Origin of the sequence: Klebsiella sp. BIGb0132 (assembly GCF_024810075.1) — a bacterium.
Classification (GTDB): domain Bacteria; phylum Pseudomonadota; class Gammaproteobacteria; order Enterobacterales; family Enterobacteriaceae; genus Klebsiella; species Klebsiella terrigena.
This window is the reverse complement of sequence record NZ_JANUDW010000001.1, coordinates 1,030,561-1,045,606: the sequence shown is the minus strand read 5'-3', so window position 1 is coordinate 1,045,606 and position 15,046 is coordinate 1,030,561. Positions and strand designations below refer to the sequence as shown.

Sequence of the window (15,046 nt, the reverse complement as noted above, 5' to 3'; positions counted from 1 at the left end):
TAGCCGGGCTACCCCATCTGCTCCAGCTGACCGCACAGTACCTCAACTCCCTGCTCGATGGCGTCGGGGTTGATGGCGTGAAACCCCATACGAAAGAAGTTATCCGGCGGCGCGTCGCTGAGAAAATGGCGCGCGCCGGGCTCAATCAGCACTCCCGCATGGGCGGCGCGCCAGGTGAGCTGCTGGGTATTGATGTGTTCCGGCGTCGCCAGCCAAAAGGCGTTGGCGTACTCGCTGCCGGGGATGATCCGGCACTCCGGGAGATGGTTCTGCAGGGCGCTATTGAGCCGATCCCAGCGCTGAGCCGAGTCGTAATGGTAGCGCCGCAGGTGCGTTTCATAGTGCCCCTGAGCGAGGAAGTGCGCCATCTGATACTGAATATTGGTGGGCGGATGGCGATAGATCAGGCGCCGTAGCGCCCGCGCCTCGTCGATAAGATCCGGGTCGGCCACCATAAAACCCAGGCGCAGCCCCGGCGACAGCGCTTTGGACAGGCTGCTGACGTACACCACCCGCCCGCTGCGATCGCTGGCCTTCAGCGCCGGCAGCGGGTTGAGCATAAAGTTACTCTCCGAATCGTAATCATCCTCCACGATCACCGCATCGTGGCGCGCGGCGTATTCCAGCAGCTGGCTGCGCCGGGCTTTACTCATCGCCACGCCGGTGGGGACCTGGTGGCCGGGCGTCACGTAGTAGTAATCGCAGGGGGCCTCGTTGAGCACAATCCCTTCGTCATCCACCGGATGCGGCACGATGTCGGCATCCGCCAGCAGGAAGGTATTGATCGCCTCGCGAAAGCAGGGGTTCTCCACGCCGACCCGGGTGGCGGAGGACATCAGCAGGCGGGTGAGCAGGTAGAGCGCGTTCTGTGAACCGAGGGTTATCAGAATTTCATCCGCGGCGGCCACAATCCCGCGCTTCGGCAGCACCCGGGTGCGGATTTGCTCAATCAGCATCGGCACGTCCTGGTCAACGTGATCGACCACCCACGCCGGATCGCGCACGCCGCCGTGCAGCCAGTTGGCCGCCGAGCGCCAGGTGGCCAGCGGGAACTGGCGGGTATCCGGCTGGCCGTAGATAAACGGATAGCGGTAGTTCATCCAGCCGGCGGGTTTGAGAATCGACTCCTGCTGGCTGGGCGTCATCTGCAGCCGGGCGCTCCAGCGTGGTGCAGCGGCCTCGTCCTGCGGTGCACTTTGCACGGCGGCGCCGGCGGCGGGCTGCACATAATCCGGGTGCAGATAGAACCCGCTGCGCGGCCGGCTGATGAGATAGCCTTCGTTGACCAGACTTTCAAAAACCAGCGCCGTGGTATTGCGCGAGACCCGCAGCTGGCTGGCCAGCTGACGGCAGGAGGGGAGCGGGGTATCGGCGGCGAAGAAGCCGCTCAGAATGGCGTTAATCAGCGTCTCTCGCACCTGTTCCTGCAGCCCGCGATGCGGGTCGAAATCGACGTGTAAAAGGTGACGGATCATGCTCAGCTCCTTACGCAAAAACGGTATCGGTCATGCTGCAAACTCCATACCACCCTGAAAATGACTGACACATCTGCGCGGCGAATCTGGCTCTATGGGGAAATTGAAAACGCTCCCTACAGTAAGAAACCGTCTATCAGTCGTGGACCGGAACGTCCGTCGGCACATATTTTGCACAACCTTTCCGTGTTCCGGAGTGAACCAGTCTGGCGAATTAATAAGGGGTAGATTGATGAAAAAATCATTGGGTTCAGTTTGTCTGGGTGCCGTGATGGCAATGGCCTTTTCCTGGCATGCCGCCGCCGCCGATCTTCCGGCAATAGAAAAATCGGGCACCCTGAAGGTTGCGACCGAGGATGACTACGCGCCTTTTAACTTTATGAATAACGGCCAGGCGGATGGTTTTAACAAAGATATGCTCGATGAGTTACGCAAGTACGCGAAATTCAACGTTGACCAGAGCATCCTGCCGTGGACCGGCCTGCTGGCGGCGGTCTCAACCGGCCAGTACGATATGGCCCTCACCGGCGCGGTGATTACCGACGACCGGCTGAAGGTGTTTGACTTCACTCCGCCGTGGGCGTCGGCCCAGCACTACTTCGTGAAACGCGCCGGGGACAACTCCCTCGACACCATCGCCGCCCTCAGCGGCAAAAAGGTCGGCCTGCAGGCCGGTAGCGCGCTGCTGGCGCGACTGCCGGAGCTGAAAGCGATGCTGGAGAAAACCGGCGGCAAGCTTGGGCCGGTGGTGGAGTATCCCTCTTATCCGGAAGCCTATGCCGATCTTGCCAACAAGCGCCTTGATTACGTGATTAACGTGGTGATTTCGGTAAACGATCTGGCGAAGTCGAAGCCCAAAGTCTTTGCCAAAGGGCTGGCGGTGTCCGGTCCGGGCTATATGGCGTGGCCTATTCCGAAAAACTCACCGCAGCTTTTGGCCTATATGACCAAATTTATCAACCATATGCGTGAAACGGGGCGTCTGGCTGAGCTGCAGAAAAAATGGTTTGGCGAGACCTACGATAACCTCCCGACGGAGGCGATAACCAGTCCTGAGCAGTTCCATAAGCTGGCGGGTCTGTAACACGTCGCGGCGGGCAACCGCCGCCTGTTGATGCGAAGGAGGGCCACATGGATGCAATTTCCTGGCAGTTATTGATTGAAGGCGCGTGGACGACCCTCTGGATTTCGGCCATCGCCATCGCCCTCGGGGTGGTGATTGGCCTGCTGATCGCCCTGGTTCGGATGATGAGAATTCCGCTTGTCGATCAGCTGCTGGTCGTCTATATCAGCCTCGCCCGCGCCACGCCGCTGGTGACGCTGGTGCTGTTTCTGTTCCTTTCGCTACCGACGATGGGGATTAACCTCGATAAGAACCTGTCGGCAATCGTGGCGCTGACGCTGAATACCTCGGCCTTTAACGCCGAGATCTGGCGCAACGCGTTTCGCACTTTCCCCCGCGACCAGCGCGAGGCCGCCGAATCCGTCGGCATGCGGCGCTGGACCTACTTCCGCTACATTATGCTGCCGCAGATGTGGATCGAGAGCCTGCCGGCGCTGGTGAACGAAATGTCCTTTTTGATTAAAGGCAGCCCGGCGATTGCGGTGATTGGGGTGGTGGACCTGACCCGCGTCACTAACCGCATCTCCTCGGTGACCTACGAACCCCTCTCGCCGATCCTCGCCGCGGGGCTGCTGTATGTGGTCATTATCGGGCTGCTGCTGAAGCTGCAGAGTATGGCGGAACGCAAAGCTAAACGCCTGGCGCGCTAAAACAGGAGATCCTATGAATCAGTGGGCCGTTATCTGGTCGGTGCGCGAGAGCTTTATTGCCGGTTTGCTTGCCACCCTTGAACTCTTTATCATCGCGGCGCTGGCCGGTTTATTTATCGGGATTGCGCTGTGCTATCTCAGCGAATATCAGAAGAAGTTCCTTAACCGGCTCATTATTGGCTTCGTCAGCCTGATGCGGGCCATTCCGTTTTTAATTCTCGCCTATCTGCTTTATTACGGACTGCCGGAAATCGGTATTAGCCTCGAGGCCTGGACGGCGGGGCTGGTGGCGCTGATTATTTATCACGGCGCCTATTTCTTTGAAATACTGCGCAGCCAGCGGCGGGTCTTCTCCAGCGGCTATATTGAGGCGGCGGTGGCCCAGGGCTTTTCGCGCTACAAAATATTTACCCGCATTATTCTGCCCAATATCGTCTCGTCGGCGCTGCCGCTGATGGGCAACCAGCTGATTATTTGCCTGAAAGATACCGCCTTTCTGAGCATTATCACCGTCCAGGAAATTACCGCCGCCGCCAACAGCGTCCAGGCGACCTATTTTATTCCGTTCAACGCGTTTATCGTCGCCATTGCGCTCTACTGGGCGATCGGCATTCTGCTGGAGCTGCTGATTAAGCGGCTGAGCGCCTGGGGAGCGAAAAGAGGAATGAGCCATGCCTGATTCAACCGCTGTCAGCATTAAAAACGTCTCCAAACAGTTCGATAATATTGAAGTGCTCCGCGACATCAACCTGACGGTTGAAAAAGGCTCGGTGGTCAGCATTCTGGGGTCGTCGGGCTCCGGAAAATCGACGCTGCTGCGCTGCATGAACTGGCTGGAGCAGCCGGATCGCGGCGAGATCCATATCGGCGGCCTGCGCCTCGGGGTCGATGAACACAGCGGCCGGGCGATGTCCCACCGCCAGCTGTCGAAGGTGCGAGAGCGGGTGGGCATGGTCTTCCAGAGCTTTAACCTGTGGCCGCACCTGACCGTGCAGCAGAACGTCAGCGAAGCCCTGCTGCACGTGAAGGGCATGAAGCGCGGCGAAGCCAACGAGATAGCCCTGCGCCAGCTGGAGAAGGTTGGCATGGCGCACAAGGCCGACGCCTGGCCGATCACTCTCTCCGGCGGGCAGAAGCAGCGGGTGGCGATTGCCCGCTCGCTGGCCATGTCTCCGGAGGTGATCCTGTTCGATGAACCCACTTCGGCGCTGGATCCTGAGCTGGTCAACGAAGTGCTGGGAGTGATGAAAGCGCTGGCGGCCGAGGGCTACACCATGGTGGTGGTGACCCACGAGATGGACTTTGCCCGCCAGGTCTCCGACGAGGTGGTGTTTCTGGAGAAGGGGCTGCTGATCGAGAAAGCGCCGCCGGAGAAGTTCTTCACTAACCCGGACTCCGAGCGGGTGCGGCAGTTTTTGCAGAGCAGCCGCTAGCGCTAAAAAGCCCGGTCGGCTGGCCGACCGGACTTTCTCAATACGCTGCGTTAATCGCGATCGATGGCGAACGGCTGCCAGGCCTGACGTACCGGCATCACCTCCACGCGGTTGATATTCATATGATCTGGCAGGGTGGCGATATAGAACATCTGCCCGGCAATATCCTGCGCGCTCAGCGGCGTGGTGCCGCGATAGAGGTTATCGGATGCCGCCTGGTCGCCTTTGGTGCGTACCAGAGTGAATTCGGTCTCGGCGATCCCCGGCGCGAGGTCGGTGACCCGCACGCCGGTCCCCAGCAGGTCGCAGCGGAGGTTGTAGCTGAACTGCTTCACGAACGCCTTGCTTGCGCCGTAGACGTGGCTGCCCGGATAGGGCCACTGGCCGGCGATCGAGCCGATGTTGATAATCGAGGCCCCGGCGCCGTGCTTAATCAGCGTCGGCAGCAGCGCGTGGGTGACGTTGACCAGCCCGGTGACGTTGGTATCGATCATCGTCTTCCAGTCCTGCAGGTCAACCTTTTGCGCCGGCTGCGGCGCCAGCGCCAGCCCGGCGTTGTTGATTAAGGTTTTAATATCGGCGAAATCCGCCGGCAGCGCGGCCACCGCCGCCGCCACCGCGTCGCTGTCGCGCACGTCGAGCTCGATAATATGCACCGGCACCTGCTGGCTCAGCGCATCCTTCAGCTTCTCCAGCCGCGCCAGACGGCGGCCGCTAAGCACCAGCGACCAGCCGGCCTCGGCAAAAACCTGCGCCGCCGCTTCGCCAAAACCCGAGGTTGCCCCGGTAATAAATACCACGTTGTTGGTCGTCATTTCATTCTCCTGTGTGCCTGGTCCTCCCACTATAAAAACCCGCGGCGGGCGCGCACAGGGCCAGTCGTCATGCGGCGATGTGACACCGTGTCACATCGCCTGCCGCGCACTGGCTCTATCCCTTTTTCGCCAATGCGCCCAATGATAGTGACAACAACAACGCCATCAGAGGGGCAGGGTATGAAGCTGGCACTACAAGACGATGTATCGGTAAGCAACGATGACGTACGCCAACTGGATCGCGCTTATGTATTTCACTCATGGTCGATGCAGGGCAATTTAAACCCGCTGGTGATTGCCGGAGCCAAAGGCTGCGAGCTGTGGGATTACGAAGGGAAAACGTACCTTGATTTCAGCAGCCAGCTGGTCAACGTCAATATCGGCTATCAGCATCCTCGGGTGCTGGCGGCGATGAAGGCGCAGCTGGAGGAGCTGGTGACCATCGCACCGGCTACCGCCAACCTCGCGCGCGGCGAAGCGGCAAAGCGTATCGTCGAGCTGGCGCCGGAAGGCTTTAGCAAGGTGTTCTTCACCAACGCCGGCGCGGACGCCAACGAAAACGCGATCCGCATGGCGCGGCTGTATACCGGGCGCGATAAAGTGCTCTCCGCCTACCGCTCCTATCATGGCAATACCGGCAGCGCCATTGCCGCCACCGGCGACTGGCGCCGGGTGCCGAACGAGTATTCGCGCGGCCACGTTCACTTCTTCAACCCGTACCTCTACCGCAGCGAATTCAATGCCACCAGCGAAGAGGAGGAGTGCCAGCGCGCGCTGGCGCACCTGCGCAGAATGATCGAGTGCGAAGGTCCCGGCGCGATTGCCGCGATCCTGCTGGAGTCTATTCCGGGCACCGCCGGGATCCTCGTACCGCCTGATGGCTATATGCAGGGCGTGCGGGCGCTGGCCGACGAGTTTGGCATCGTGCTGATCCTCGATGAAGTGATGTCCGGTTTTGGCCGCACCGGCAGCTGGTTTGCCTTTGAGCAGGATGGGATTGTGCCGGATCTGGTGACCTTCGCCAAAGGGGTTAATGCCGGCTACGTACCGGCGGGTGGGGTGCTGATCAGCGAGCCGATTGCCCGCCACTTTGACGACCACTTCTTTGCCGGCGGCCTGACCTACTCCGGCCATCCGCTGGCGATGGCGGCCATCGTGGCCACTATCGACGCGATGAAAGAGGAAAAGATCGTCGAAAATGCGGCGACGATTGGCAACGGCGTACTGCGCCAGGGGCTGGAGGCGCTGGCGCAGAAGCACGCTATCATCGGCGAGGTGCGCGGGCGCGGGCTGTTCCAGGCGCTGGAGCTGGTCAGCAGCCGCGCGCGTAAAATGCCGCTGGCGGCCTCCGATATGGCGGCGATCAAGGGGGCATTAACCGAGGCCGGCCTGCTGGCCTTCGTGGTGGAAAACCGCATCCACGTGGTGCCGCCGTGCACCATCAGCGCCGAGCAGGTCGCCAAAGGGCTGGCTATTTTTGACGCGGTATTCGCCCGGTTTGCCGCTCTGGCGGAGTAGAACAGACGCCGCGACCGCTTCCCGACCAGGGCGTTTACGCCGGGAGCGGCCTGCGGTTCGCGAACCTCAGCCCATCCGATGCTCGCCGTTAACCAGCGCTTCGCGGTCGAAGAAGCGCTGGATCGCCCCTTCAGCCATAAACGCCGCCCGGTCCGACATATGCGCCACCACGTCGGCGTCGTGGCTCACCAGCAGGTAGGTCATACCGTGCTCCCGCTTCAGCCGGTTCAGCAGGTTGAGGATCTCCGCCTGTACCGACATATCCAGTGCCGACGTCGGCTCATCCAGCAGCAGAATCTGCGGGCGCAGCAGCAGCGCGCGGGCAATCGCCACGCGCTGGCGCTGGCCGCCGGAAAGCTGGTGCGGATAGCGACGCGCGGCGTCGGCGGGCAGCCCAACCTGCTCCAGGGCGGTCGTCACCCGCTGCGCAATATCGCTGATGCCGTGAATCTCCAGCGGCTCCGCGAGGGTGCGCCACAGGGTATGGTTTGGATGCAGCGAGGCGTAGGGGTCCTGAAACACCATCTGCACGTTGCGCCGCAGCGGGCCCTGGAAGCGAACGCCCGGCGTAATGGCCTTGCCGAACAGCGCCACCTCGCCGCTCCAGTCGCGCTGCAGCCCGCCCAGCACCCGCAGAATGGTGGATTTTCCGCAGCCGGAAGCGCCGATCAGGCTGAAGGTTTCCCCGGCGTCAACGCTGAAGCTGGCGGCGGAAACCGCCGTTTTAGCGCCGAAAATGACCCGTAACGCCGCGAGATTAACGACCGTCATGCGTCGCCTCCGTAAAAGATTGATTTCTGTCGAGGGTCGGCAGCATCCGGCCGTAGGTCTGCGCGTCGGGACGGCAGGTCCACAGCGTGCGGGTATAGGGGTGGGTGGCCGCAGGCAGGTCGCGCGCCGCCATCCCGTCGACCTGCGCCCCCTGATACATCACCAGCACCCGATGGCAGTGCTCGGCGACCAGCGGCAGGTCGTGGCTGATCAGCAGCATCGCCATCTGGCGCTGCTCGCACTGTTCGACCAGCAGCTCGAGGATCTGGTTGCGCAGGCGGGCGTCGAGCGCCGAGGTGGGCTCATCGGCAATCAGCACCTTTGGGTTATTAAGCAGCGCCAGGGCGATCATCACCCGCTGGCCCATGCCGCCGGAGAGCTCCCCCGGATAGCGGGCCAGCACCGGTAAATCGAGGCCCACGGCGGCCACGGCGGCTTTCACCGCCTCCAGCCGCTGGCGGCGGTTCAGGCGCTGGTGGAGCGTAAGCGCCTCCTCCAGCTGCGCCTGGATGCTGAGCACCGGGTTTAGCGCATAGCGCGGGTCCTGCAGCACCATCGCCATATCGTTGCCGCGCAGGGCGCGCCAGCCGCGGCTGCTGAGGGTTAGCGCGTCGTGGCCGAGTACGTTGAGCGCACCGGCGCTGACCACACCCGGCCTGCGCACCAGCCCCATCAGGGCGCGGGCGGTCATCGATTTCCCGGAGCCCGATTCGCCCACCAGCGCCAGGCGTTCGTTGCCGAGCGTAAAGCTTAAATCGTTCACTACCCTGGCGCTGGGGTAGTCAATGGAGAGCCCCTGGACGTTGAGTCGGATATCAGTCATGTTGTGGCTCCAGTACGTCGCGCAGGCCGTCGCCCAGCAGGTTAAACGCCAGGCTGGCAATCAGGATCGCCGCGCCGGGCGCGGCGGCAATCCACCACTGGTCGAAAATCACCTGCATCCCATCGGCGATCATCGCCCCCCATTCCGCCATTGGCGGGCGGGCGCCGAGGCCGAGAAAGCCCAGTCCGGCGGCGGCGAGGATGATGCCCGCCAGATCCAGCGCCAGGCGCACGATGGCCGAAGGCAGGCACAGCGGGAGAATATGGCCCATCAGCAGCCGCCGGCCGCCAATGCCCATCATCTCCGCCGCCGCCAGGTAGTCGCTGTGGCGCAGGCGCTGAATTTCGCTGCGCGCCTGGCGGGCGTAGGCCGGCCAGGCGGTGAGCGCCAGCGCCAGCGCGCCGTTGACCAGCCCAGGGCCGAGCATGGCGACAAAGGCAAAGGCCAGAATCAGCCGCGGCATCGACATCACCACGTCGGTAAAGCGCATCAGCCCGCGCTCCAGCCAGCCGCCGTAGTAGCCGGAGAGAATACCCACCAGCAGTCCGGCGGGAAGGGTTATCAGGGTGACCAGCGCCACCAGCCCCAGCGCCGGCCGGGTGCCGTAAATCAGGCGCGAAAGCAGGTCGCGGCCGTAGCTGTCGGTGCCGAGCCAGTGTTGGGCGCTCGGCCCCTGCAGGCGGGCGGCGGCATCCTGCCAGTTGGGGTCCAGCGGCGCCAGCCACGGCGCGAACAGCGCCATCAGCACCAGCAGCAGAATAATCACCAGCCCGCAGAAGGCGGCGGGGGAGCGGCGCAGGCGGCGTAAAAACAACCAGGTCGGCATCAGCGCACCCTCGGGTCGGTTAACCGTACCAGCAGGTCGGTAAGGTTATTAATCAGGACGAAGCTGGCACCAATCAGCAGCGTACCGCCCATGATCGCCGTGGTGTCGCCGGCAAACAGCGCGGTGGTGAGATAGCGGCCGATTCCCGGCCACGAGAAGACGGTTTCGGTGAGCACCGCGCCTTCCAGCATGGCGGTCCAGGCCAGCGCAATGACCGTCAGCAGGGTGCCGCGAATATTGGGCAGCACGTGGCGAAAGAGGATCGTCATTTCGCCGGCCCCTTTGGCGCGCGCCAGCAGGACGTACTCTTTGTTCATCTCGCTCAGGCAGGCGGATCGCGTCAGGCGGGTGATGCTCGCCAGCGAGTAGTAGGCCAGCAGCAGCACCGGCAGCAGCAGGTGGCCGACGGCATTTTTAAACGCCTCTCTATCACCCGACAGCCAGGTGTCAATCAGCGCAAACCCGGTGCGCGGCTCGACGCTGTACTGATAAATATCGTCCAGCCGCCCGGGGCCAGGTGTCCACTGCAGCCTGGCGTAGAACAGCGCCAGCATCAGCAGGCCGAGCCAAAAAATCGGCACCGAGTTGCCGAGCAGGGTAAAGGTGCGTACCGCCAGGTCCCAGGGCGAGCCGACGTAGCGGGCGCAGAGCACGCCGGCAGTCACGCCAAGCAGGGCGCCAATAATCAGCGCCAGCGTCGCCAGCTCGAGCGTTGCCGGGAAGGTGGAGAGCAGGTCGTGAAGCACCGGCTGGCCGGTGGCGCTGGCGATGCCAAGATCGCCGTGCGCGAGCCGGGTCAGATAGTGCCAGAACTGGACCGGCAGCGGCCGGTCAAGGCCGAGCTGATGGCGTACCTGATCGTAGGTGGACTGGCTGGCGTGGTCGCCGACGATTTGCAAAACCCGGTCAACCGGCGACAGCGCCGAGAGGGCGAAGGTCACCAGCAGCAGGCCGAGCAGGGTCAGCGCCAGGGTCAGCAGCCCCTGAAATAGCGCGAGCAGAGGGCGTTTTGCGCGCCGCTCCGCTCCGGTGGGTGAAACAGCAGACATGGTTATTCCGTAGGTAAAGGGTGCCGTGTGAACGTTGCGGAGAACATTCCCGGAGCGCGGCGTAAATCCGCGTCCGGGTGGCTAACGCGTCGCTATTTGCTGACCCGATCGTACCAGACCATATCGGCGTTCAGGCCCTGCTGGTAGCCCTTGACGTTGTCGCGAACCACAATCTGCGTTTTCCCCTGATCGACAAACACGTACGGCGAGCTGCGCTGCAGCTCTTCCTGCATCTGTTTATAGAGTCCGAGGCGTTTGGCGGCATCCGGCTCGGCCACCGCCGCGAGGGTGGCTTTATTCAGCTCCGGGATTTGCCAGCCGTTAAGACCGGCCACGGTGCTCGACTTCCCGTCGTTGTAAGCAAAGGCGCTGGCGTTGGAGTGGGCGTCGAAGTAGTCGGGGATCCACAGGCGAATCGCCGCCTGATGCTGCTTCGCCCGCACGCGGGCGTACACCTGGCTGCCGGCCGCCGGCAGCAGATCGATCTTCACGCCGCCCTGGGCGAAGCTGGCCTGCATGGACTGGGCGATGGTGATAAACGGCGGCTTGTTTTCGACATCGAGGGTGAAGTGGGCGTCTTTAATTCCGGCTTTGGCGAGGATCGCTTTGGCCTTCGCCGGGTCGAATTTAAACGGATTGTTGTCCAGCGCCCCCGGCAGACCCACCGGCAGGAAGCTCTGGTGGACAAAATACTGGCCCTTGAGCAGGTCCTTCGTGATGCCGTCGTAATCCACCAGCCAGCGCGCGGCTTCCCACAGCGCCGGGTTTTTCAGCAGCGGGTTGGCGTCGTTGCCGGTGTTAAACGCCAGGTAGTTCTGTTCCGCCGACGGAATGCTCAGCACCTTCACGCCGGGCTTGCCCTGCAGGGCGGCAATCTGATCGGCACCCAGATCGCGCGCCACGTCGGCGTCACCCTGCTGGATCAGCAGGCGGCGGGAGGCCGGGTCTGGAACGTTTTTGATGATGATGCTTTTCAGCTTCGGCGCGCCGGTGGGTGAGCTGTCGTTGGCCTCCAGCACGATGGCCTGATGCGGCTGGTAAACGCGCATTTTGAAGGCTCCGCTGCCCGCCGAGTGCATCTTCAGCCAGCCGTTGCCGAAATCGTTATCTTTGGCATTCGGCGCCACCAGCTTTTCATCGACGATAGAGGCGATAGGCGTGGAGAGAATATTCAGCGCCACCGCCGGGCTCACCTCGGCGGTCCAGTGCAGCACCAGCGTGTGGTCATCCACCTTCTTCAGCTGGCCGGCAATATTGTCCGGCTGCCAGCCGAGGACGTTGAGGATAAAGGCCGGGGATTTATTCAGGGTCACCGCGCGGGTGTAGGAGAAGATAATATCTTCCGGGCGTACCGGGTTGCCGGAGGCGAACTTCGCCTCGGGCTTGAGCTTCACGGTCAGCGTTTTCGCCGCCGGGTCCGCCTGCCAACTTTCGGCCAGAACGGGGGTGATTTTTTCAGGATTGTCGCGGTCCGGCTGCACCAGACGCTGGTAGAGGCTCGGTACCGTTTGAATGCTGGAGAGTTCGTTGGCTTCCGCCGGGTCGAGGCTGACGATGTCGTCGAGGCCCTGGGCAACCACCAGGGTGGTTGGCGGCGTGGCGGCATGGACGGCGGCGGATAGCGCGGTCAGCACCAGTAATGACAGCAGTTTTTTAGTCATGAGCAATCCCTGAAAAATGATGTTTTGATTATTGATGTGCCGCTAAATTAGGCCCCTTCACCAAAGGCGTAAAGTCAAAATGCGGATAAGCTTATGCTTAAAAAGCATAATCAATATCATCGGGCGATGAGTGAAAAGTTACGCCGCCGGCTTTCTGCGCGCCGCGCTTCTTGATATAACAATTTGATCACAATTTAACGGAACGTGAAAATGCCGGAAATCAATCAGTATGGCCAGCAGGTGAACGATGTGGTCGTTGGCTGGCAGGGCGCCAGCGTGCTAAAGCGCAGCGCGTTAACGGGACGCTATTGCCGGCTTGAGCCGCTGGATACCCGGCGACACGCCGGCGATTTGTTTGCCGCCTACGCCCTGGGCGACGGTAGCGACTGGACCTGGCTTGCCAGCACGCGCCCCGAAACCGTGGAGGCCACCGCGCACTGGGTGGCAGGCAAAGTCGGCGACGACGCGCTGGTTCCCTTTGCGGTTATCGATCTCGGCTCCGGCCAGGCGGTGGGGCTGGTGAGCTTTATGGCCATTGAGCAAGCGATGGGCTCGGTAGAGATCGGCCACGTCACCTGGTCGCGGAAGATGAAAAATACCCCGCTGGGCACCGAGGCGGTCTGGCTGCTGCTGACGTACGCGTTCGCCGCCGGCTATCGGCGCCTGGAGTGGAAGTGCGACTCGATGAATATCGCCTCCCGCCGGGCCGCCGAGCGGCTGGGCTTTACCTGGGAGGGGCGCCTGCGCCAGAAGCTGGTGCGCAAGGCGCGCAGCCGCGACAGCGACATGCTGTCGATTATCGACGGCGAATGGCCGCAGCGCGAAGCCGAACTGCGGGCGTGGCTGGCGGCGGGCAACTTCGATGCTCATGGGCGGCAGATAAAGCGGCTGGATGAGTTCAGGGAAGCGCTCTCCCCCGCCTGAATAAATGGAGCTGGGGCGCTTACTAATGGTCAGTCAGCGTAATGATATTTTTCTGGTCGAGCAGATAGACCGTTTGATCCGCTTCAGCAACAGCGACTGGATGACACTGAAAAAGCAGGCAGATCGAACAACACGAACTGCAGATTGTCAGTCCTGATGTGCCAATACCATGGTAGGCTCTGCTAGATCAAGACCCTTCACAGGCCGACCCGATCACCCTCGCAGTAATAACCGCCATCAATAATATGCTCATTGACCTGATGGCCGCAATGCCACATAAGGACTGGCTGAGCCACCGCTAGCGCCAAAAATAGGGAGTTGAGCGTTCTCATACGTTGAGTAAATACCGGGAAACAGGCGGATCAGAAACGGCAGCAGAAAGTCATGTACGACCGGCTGGTCAAAAAACTTGGTATACGCGAAACTACATGCGCCACAGGCTACAGTACTTTTCAGATTTGCCGAATCCAGTTATTTCATAAAAAATAACTAACTGATTTAAAATAATAAATCAACTCAGAAAGGCCTGTGCTCAATAGATATCCTTTGACTGTTACATTTTATTACAAATATTTTCTATTCACACACATTTTGTGCGTGTAATAGTCAGGTGGCACATTTTGCTAAAACAATAAAAGAGGGATTTTATGTCAGGAATAAGAGAGTTAAGCCTTAATGAGATAGCGATGGTTAGTGGTGGCGAAGGGCATGGTTCTGAAGTTGCACAGGACAAAAGAGATGCCAAAAACAATGCTTCCCGTAATAATCCGGCTCGTAATTCAAATGTGCCTAATTATATCTATGGTAGTTCAAGCAATTGTGTTGATAATATGCTAATCGGCGCTGCCGGTGGTGCTGTGCTTGGCGGTTTCCCGGGGGCTGTTGTTGGTGCTGCTAATGGGGCATATATCGGGCAATGTAATCCGGGTAGCAGTAACAGCAGCAGCAATGGTAGCAATGCGGGTTCAAATAACTGTTCAGGAAATAACGCAGCCGGAACTTGCAATCGCTAATTTTTCATTAAGGAGGATGTATGATTGTAATCCGAATGATTTCTATTATTTTAGGCATGCTATTCGGAGCTTCCATACTAAGTGGTTCCTCCATATTTAACTACACTTGGTTTTCTGCGCCTCATGATATATCCATATTACTAATAAAGATAATAGTTCCTATATCTCTTATGCTATTAATAAATCGTATATTAATATATGTGTTTAAAAAATAACCATAACATGCGCTGGTTGTACTTTCCCGATTTTAAATTCCAGTGACGCTCTCATTTTCTATATTCTGTACGACAAAAAATGTCAATAAATATAAAGTTAAAAAATATATCACGTTGCAACTTCCTTGGAAAAAACATACTCACTTTAGGTTTTGTTTTTTTGTTATCTGTGTTCATTACCTTTACTCCAACATTGGTTTATCCAAAACTGTTGGATATGAATCTGTCGTTTAAGGTAATGGTTGTCCTGGAATTTATTGTTGGTTTTGTTACATATTTAATATTTTACATGAAAAGCATTGGCTCCATAAAAAACAGAATAGACATGTTCTTTATAAGCTTAGCTGTATTACTCAGCATTCAATTCTTTTCATACATATTGCAGAAACATGACATTGGATCAATAAAAATAACCTCAGATAATGCTTTATCCCTCTTCATGTTAGCTATAATGATTCCATTTTATGAAGAGGTGTTCTATAGAGGATGTCTCTTTGATGCATTGCTTTCAGGGTTCAGGGGAAACTTATATCTCCCCGCCATTATAACTTCGGTTGTATTTAGCCTTATGCACACTCAATATAGTGGGGTAATTTCATTTCTTATTATGTTCTTGATTTCATTGATTTTGATAAACGCAAAATTAAAAACAAATAATATAATTACCTCTATTTTTTTACACTCTGGGATGAACTCATTCTTCATTCTTATAAATATGCAGGGTTTCTTTTGAGTCTGTTGCTATTAAAA

15 protein-coding genes and 1 pseudogene are annotated in these 15,046 nt (G+C 59.1%); 9 read left to right on the top strand and 7 right to left on the bottom strand.

What is annotated here, in order from left to right; translation table 11 throughout:
- Window positions 1-8: 8 nt before the first annotated feature.
- The gene (pdxR, locus tag M2416_RS04835) at window positions 9-1,475 is read right to left on the bottom strand and encodes a MocR-like pyridoxine biosynthesis transcription factor PdxR (protein ID WP_041144497.1); all 1,467 of its coding nucleotides are present in this window, start codon (window positions 1,473-1,475) and stop codon (window positions 9-11) included.
- 232 nt (window positions 1,476-1,707) lie between these two features.
- Between pdxR and M2416_RS04830 the strand changes: the two genes are divergently transcribed.
- From M2416_RS04830 to M2416_RS04815, 4 genes are read left to right on the top strand one after another with little or no spacing between them, the layout of a single operon-like run.
- Window positions 1,708-2,559, top strand: coding sequence for a transporter substrate-binding domain-containing protein (locus tag M2416_RS04830; protein ID WP_259222423.1), 852 nt, complete (start codon window positions 1,708-1,710; stop codon window positions 2,557-2,559).
- A 47-nt stretch (window positions 2,560-2,606) separates the two neighbouring features.
- Complete coding sequence (locus M2416_RS04825) at window positions 2,607-3,248, top strand: amino acid ABC transporter permease (RefSeq protein ID WP_041144499.1); 642 nt, start codon at window positions 2,607-2,609, stop codon at window positions 3,246-3,248.
- Window positions 3,249-3,261: 13 nt separating this feature from the next.
- The gene (locus M2416_RS04820; RefSeq protein ID WP_041144500.1) at window positions 3,262-3,927 is read left to right on the top strand and encodes an amino acid ABC transporter permease; all 666 of its coding nucleotides are present in this window, start codon (window positions 3,262-3,264) and stop codon (window positions 3,925-3,927) included.
- Complete coding sequence (locus M2416_RS04815; protein WP_041144501.1) at window positions 3,920-4,681, top strand: amino acid ABC transporter ATP-binding protein; 762 nt, start codon at window positions 3,920-3,922, stop codon at window positions 4,679-4,681. Before M2416_RS04820 ends, M2416_RS04815 begins: the two co-directional genes overlap by 8 nt.
- 50 nt (window positions 4,682-4,731) lie before the next feature.
- Here the strand turns inward: M2416_RS04815 and M2416_RS04810 are convergent, their stop codons facing one another.
- Complete coding sequence (locus tag M2416_RS04810) at window positions 4,732-5,496, bottom strand: SDR family NAD(P)-dependent oxidoreductase (protein ID WP_259222420.1); 765 nt, start codon at window positions 5,494-5,496, stop codon at window positions 4,732-4,734.
- A 180-nt stretch (window positions 5,497-5,676) separates the two neighbouring features.
- On the opposite strand from M2416_RS04810, the gene M2416_RS04805 reads away from it, so the two are divergent.
- Entirely contained in the window at window positions 5,677-7,014 is a 1,338-nt protein-coding gene (locus tag M2416_RS04805; protein ID WP_076944870.1) for an aspartate aminotransferase family protein, read from the top strand.
- A gap of 66 nt (window positions 7,015-7,080) precedes the next feature.
- Here M2416_RS04805 and M2416_RS04800 read toward each other — a convergent pair whose 3' ends face one another.
- The 5 genes from M2416_RS04800 to M2416_RS04780 form a co-directional block, all read right to left on the bottom strand.
- Window positions 7,081-7,785 carry an ABC transporter ATP-binding protein gene (locus M2416_RS04800; RefSeq protein ID WP_259222417.1) on the bottom strand — a complete coding sequence of 235 codons (705 nt, stop codon included), beginning with the start codon at window positions 7,783-7,785 and terminating at the stop codon, window positions 7,081-7,083.
- Window positions 7,772-8,608 carry an ABC transporter ATP-binding protein gene (locus M2416_RS04795; RefSeq protein ID WP_259222415.1) on the bottom strand — a complete coding sequence of 279 codons (837 nt, stop codon included), beginning with the start codon at window positions 8,606-8,608 and terminating at the stop codon, window positions 7,772-7,774. The genes M2416_RS04800 and M2416_RS04795 overlap by 14 nt, the downstream gene beginning before the upstream one ends.
- Window positions 8,601-9,434 carry an ABC transporter permease gene (locus M2416_RS04790; RefSeq protein WP_076944873.1) on the bottom strand — a complete coding sequence of 278 codons (834 nt, stop codon included), beginning with the start codon at window positions 9,432-9,434 and terminating at the stop codon, window positions 8,601-8,603. Before M2416_RS04790 ends, M2416_RS04795 begins: the two co-directional genes overlap by 8 nt.
- Window positions 9,434-10,483: an ABC transporter permease gene (locus M2416_RS04785; RefSeq protein WP_076944874.1), complete on the bottom strand. Its 1,050-nt coding sequence runs from the start codon at window positions 10,481-10,483 to the stop codon at window positions 9,434-9,436. The genes M2416_RS04790 and M2416_RS04785 overlap by 1 nt, the downstream gene beginning before the upstream one ends.
- A gap of 92 nt (window positions 10,484-10,575) precedes the next feature.
- Window positions 10,576-12,144, bottom strand: a complete 1,569-nt coding sequence (locus M2416_RS04780; RefSeq protein ID WP_259222411.1) for an ABC transporter substrate-binding protein — start codon at window positions 12,142-12,144, stop codon at window positions 10,576-10,578.
- Between the two features lie 210 nt (window positions 12,145-12,354).
- On the opposite strand from M2416_RS04780, the gene M2416_RS04775 reads away from it, so the two are divergent.
- The 4 genes and pseudogenes from M2416_RS04775 to M2416_RS26960 all read left to right on the top strand — a co-directional run bounded on the left by M2416_RS04775 (window position 12,355) and on the right by M2416_RS26960 (window position 15,029).
- Window positions 12,355-13,068 carry a GNAT family N-acetyltransferase gene (locus tag M2416_RS04775; RefSeq protein ID WP_259222409.1) on the top strand — a complete coding sequence of 238 codons (714 nt, stop codon included), beginning with the start codon at window positions 12,355-12,357 and terminating at the stop codon, window positions 13,066-13,068.
- Window positions 13,069-13,072: 4 nt separating this feature from the next.
- Window positions 13,073-13,557, top strand: a pseudogene (locus M2416_RS04770) (recombinase family protein).
- A 158-nt stretch (window positions 13,558-13,715) separates the two neighbouring features.
- Window positions 13,716-14,081, top strand: a complete 366-nt coding sequence (locus M2416_RS04765) for a hypothetical protein (RefSeq protein WP_259222407.1) — start codon at window positions 13,716-13,718, stop codon at window positions 14,079-14,081.
- Window positions 14,082-14,375: 294 nt separating this feature from the next.
- Window positions 14,376-15,029, top strand: a complete 654-nt coding sequence (locus M2416_RS26960) for a CPBP family intramembrane glutamic endopeptidase (protein WP_374761782.1) — start codon at window positions 14,376-14,378, stop codon at window positions 15,027-15,029.
- Window positions 15,030-15,046: the final 17 nt, after the last annotated feature.

Excerpts from the sequence above, each read along its gene's own strand:
- pdxR (WP_041144497.1), bottom strand. The coding sequence starts at position 1,475 with ATGATCCGTCACCTTTTACACGTCGATTTCGACCCGCATCGCGGGCTG.
- M2416_RS04830 (WP_259222423.1), top strand. The coding sequence starts at position 1,708 with ATGAAAAAATCATTGGGTTCAGTTTGTCTGGGTGCCGTGATGGCAATG.
- M2416_RS04825 (WP_041144499.1), top strand. The coding sequence starts at position 2,607 with ATGGATGCAATTTCCTGGCAGTTATTGATTGAAGGCGCGTGGACGACC.
- M2416_RS04820 (WP_041144500.1), top strand. The coding sequence starts at position 3,262 with ATGAATCAGTGGGCCGTTATCTGGTCGGTGCGCGAGAGCTTTATTGCC.
- M2416_RS04815 (WP_041144501.1), top strand. The coding sequence starts at position 3,920 with ATGCCTGATTCAACCGCTGTCAGCATTAAAAACGTCTCCAAACAGTTC.
- M2416_RS04810 (WP_259222420.1), bottom strand. The coding sequence starts at position 5,496 with ATGACGACCAACAACGTGGTATTTATTACCGGGGCAACCTCGGGTTTT.
- M2416_RS04805 (WP_076944870.1), top strand. The coding sequence starts at position 5,677 with ATGAAGCTGGCACTACAAGACGATGTATCGGTAAGCAACGATGACGTA.
- M2416_RS04800 (WP_259222417.1), bottom strand. The coding sequence starts at position 7,785 with ATGACGGTCGTTAATCTCGCGGCGTTACGGGTCATTTTCGGCGCTAAA.
- M2416_RS04795 (WP_259222415.1), bottom strand. The coding sequence starts at position 8,608 with ATGACTGATATCCGACTCAACGTCCAGGGGCTCTCCATTGACTACCCC.
- M2416_RS04790 (WP_076944873.1), bottom strand. The coding sequence starts at position 9,434 with ATGCCGACCTGGTTGTTTTTACGCCGCCTGCGCCGCTCCCCCGCCGCC.
- M2416_RS04785 (WP_076944874.1), bottom strand. The coding sequence starts at position 10,483 with ATGTCTGCTGTTTCACCCACCGGAGCGGAGCGGCGCGCAAAACGCCCT.
- M2416_RS04780 (WP_259222411.1), bottom strand. The coding sequence starts at position 12,144 with ATGACTAAAAAACTGCTGTCATTACTGGTGCTGACCGCGCTATCCGCC.
- M2416_RS04775 (WP_259222409.1), top strand. The coding sequence starts at position 12,355 with ATGCCGGAAATCAATCAGTATGGCCAGCAGGTGAACGATGTGGTCGTT.
- M2416_RS04765 (WP_259222407.1), top strand. The coding sequence starts at position 13,716 with ATGTCAGGAATAAGAGAGTTAAGCCTTAATGAGATAGCGATGGTTAGT.
- M2416_RS26960 (WP_374761782.1), top strand. The coding sequence starts at position 14,376 with ATGTCAATAAATATAAAGTTAAAAAATATATCACGTTGCAACTTCCTT.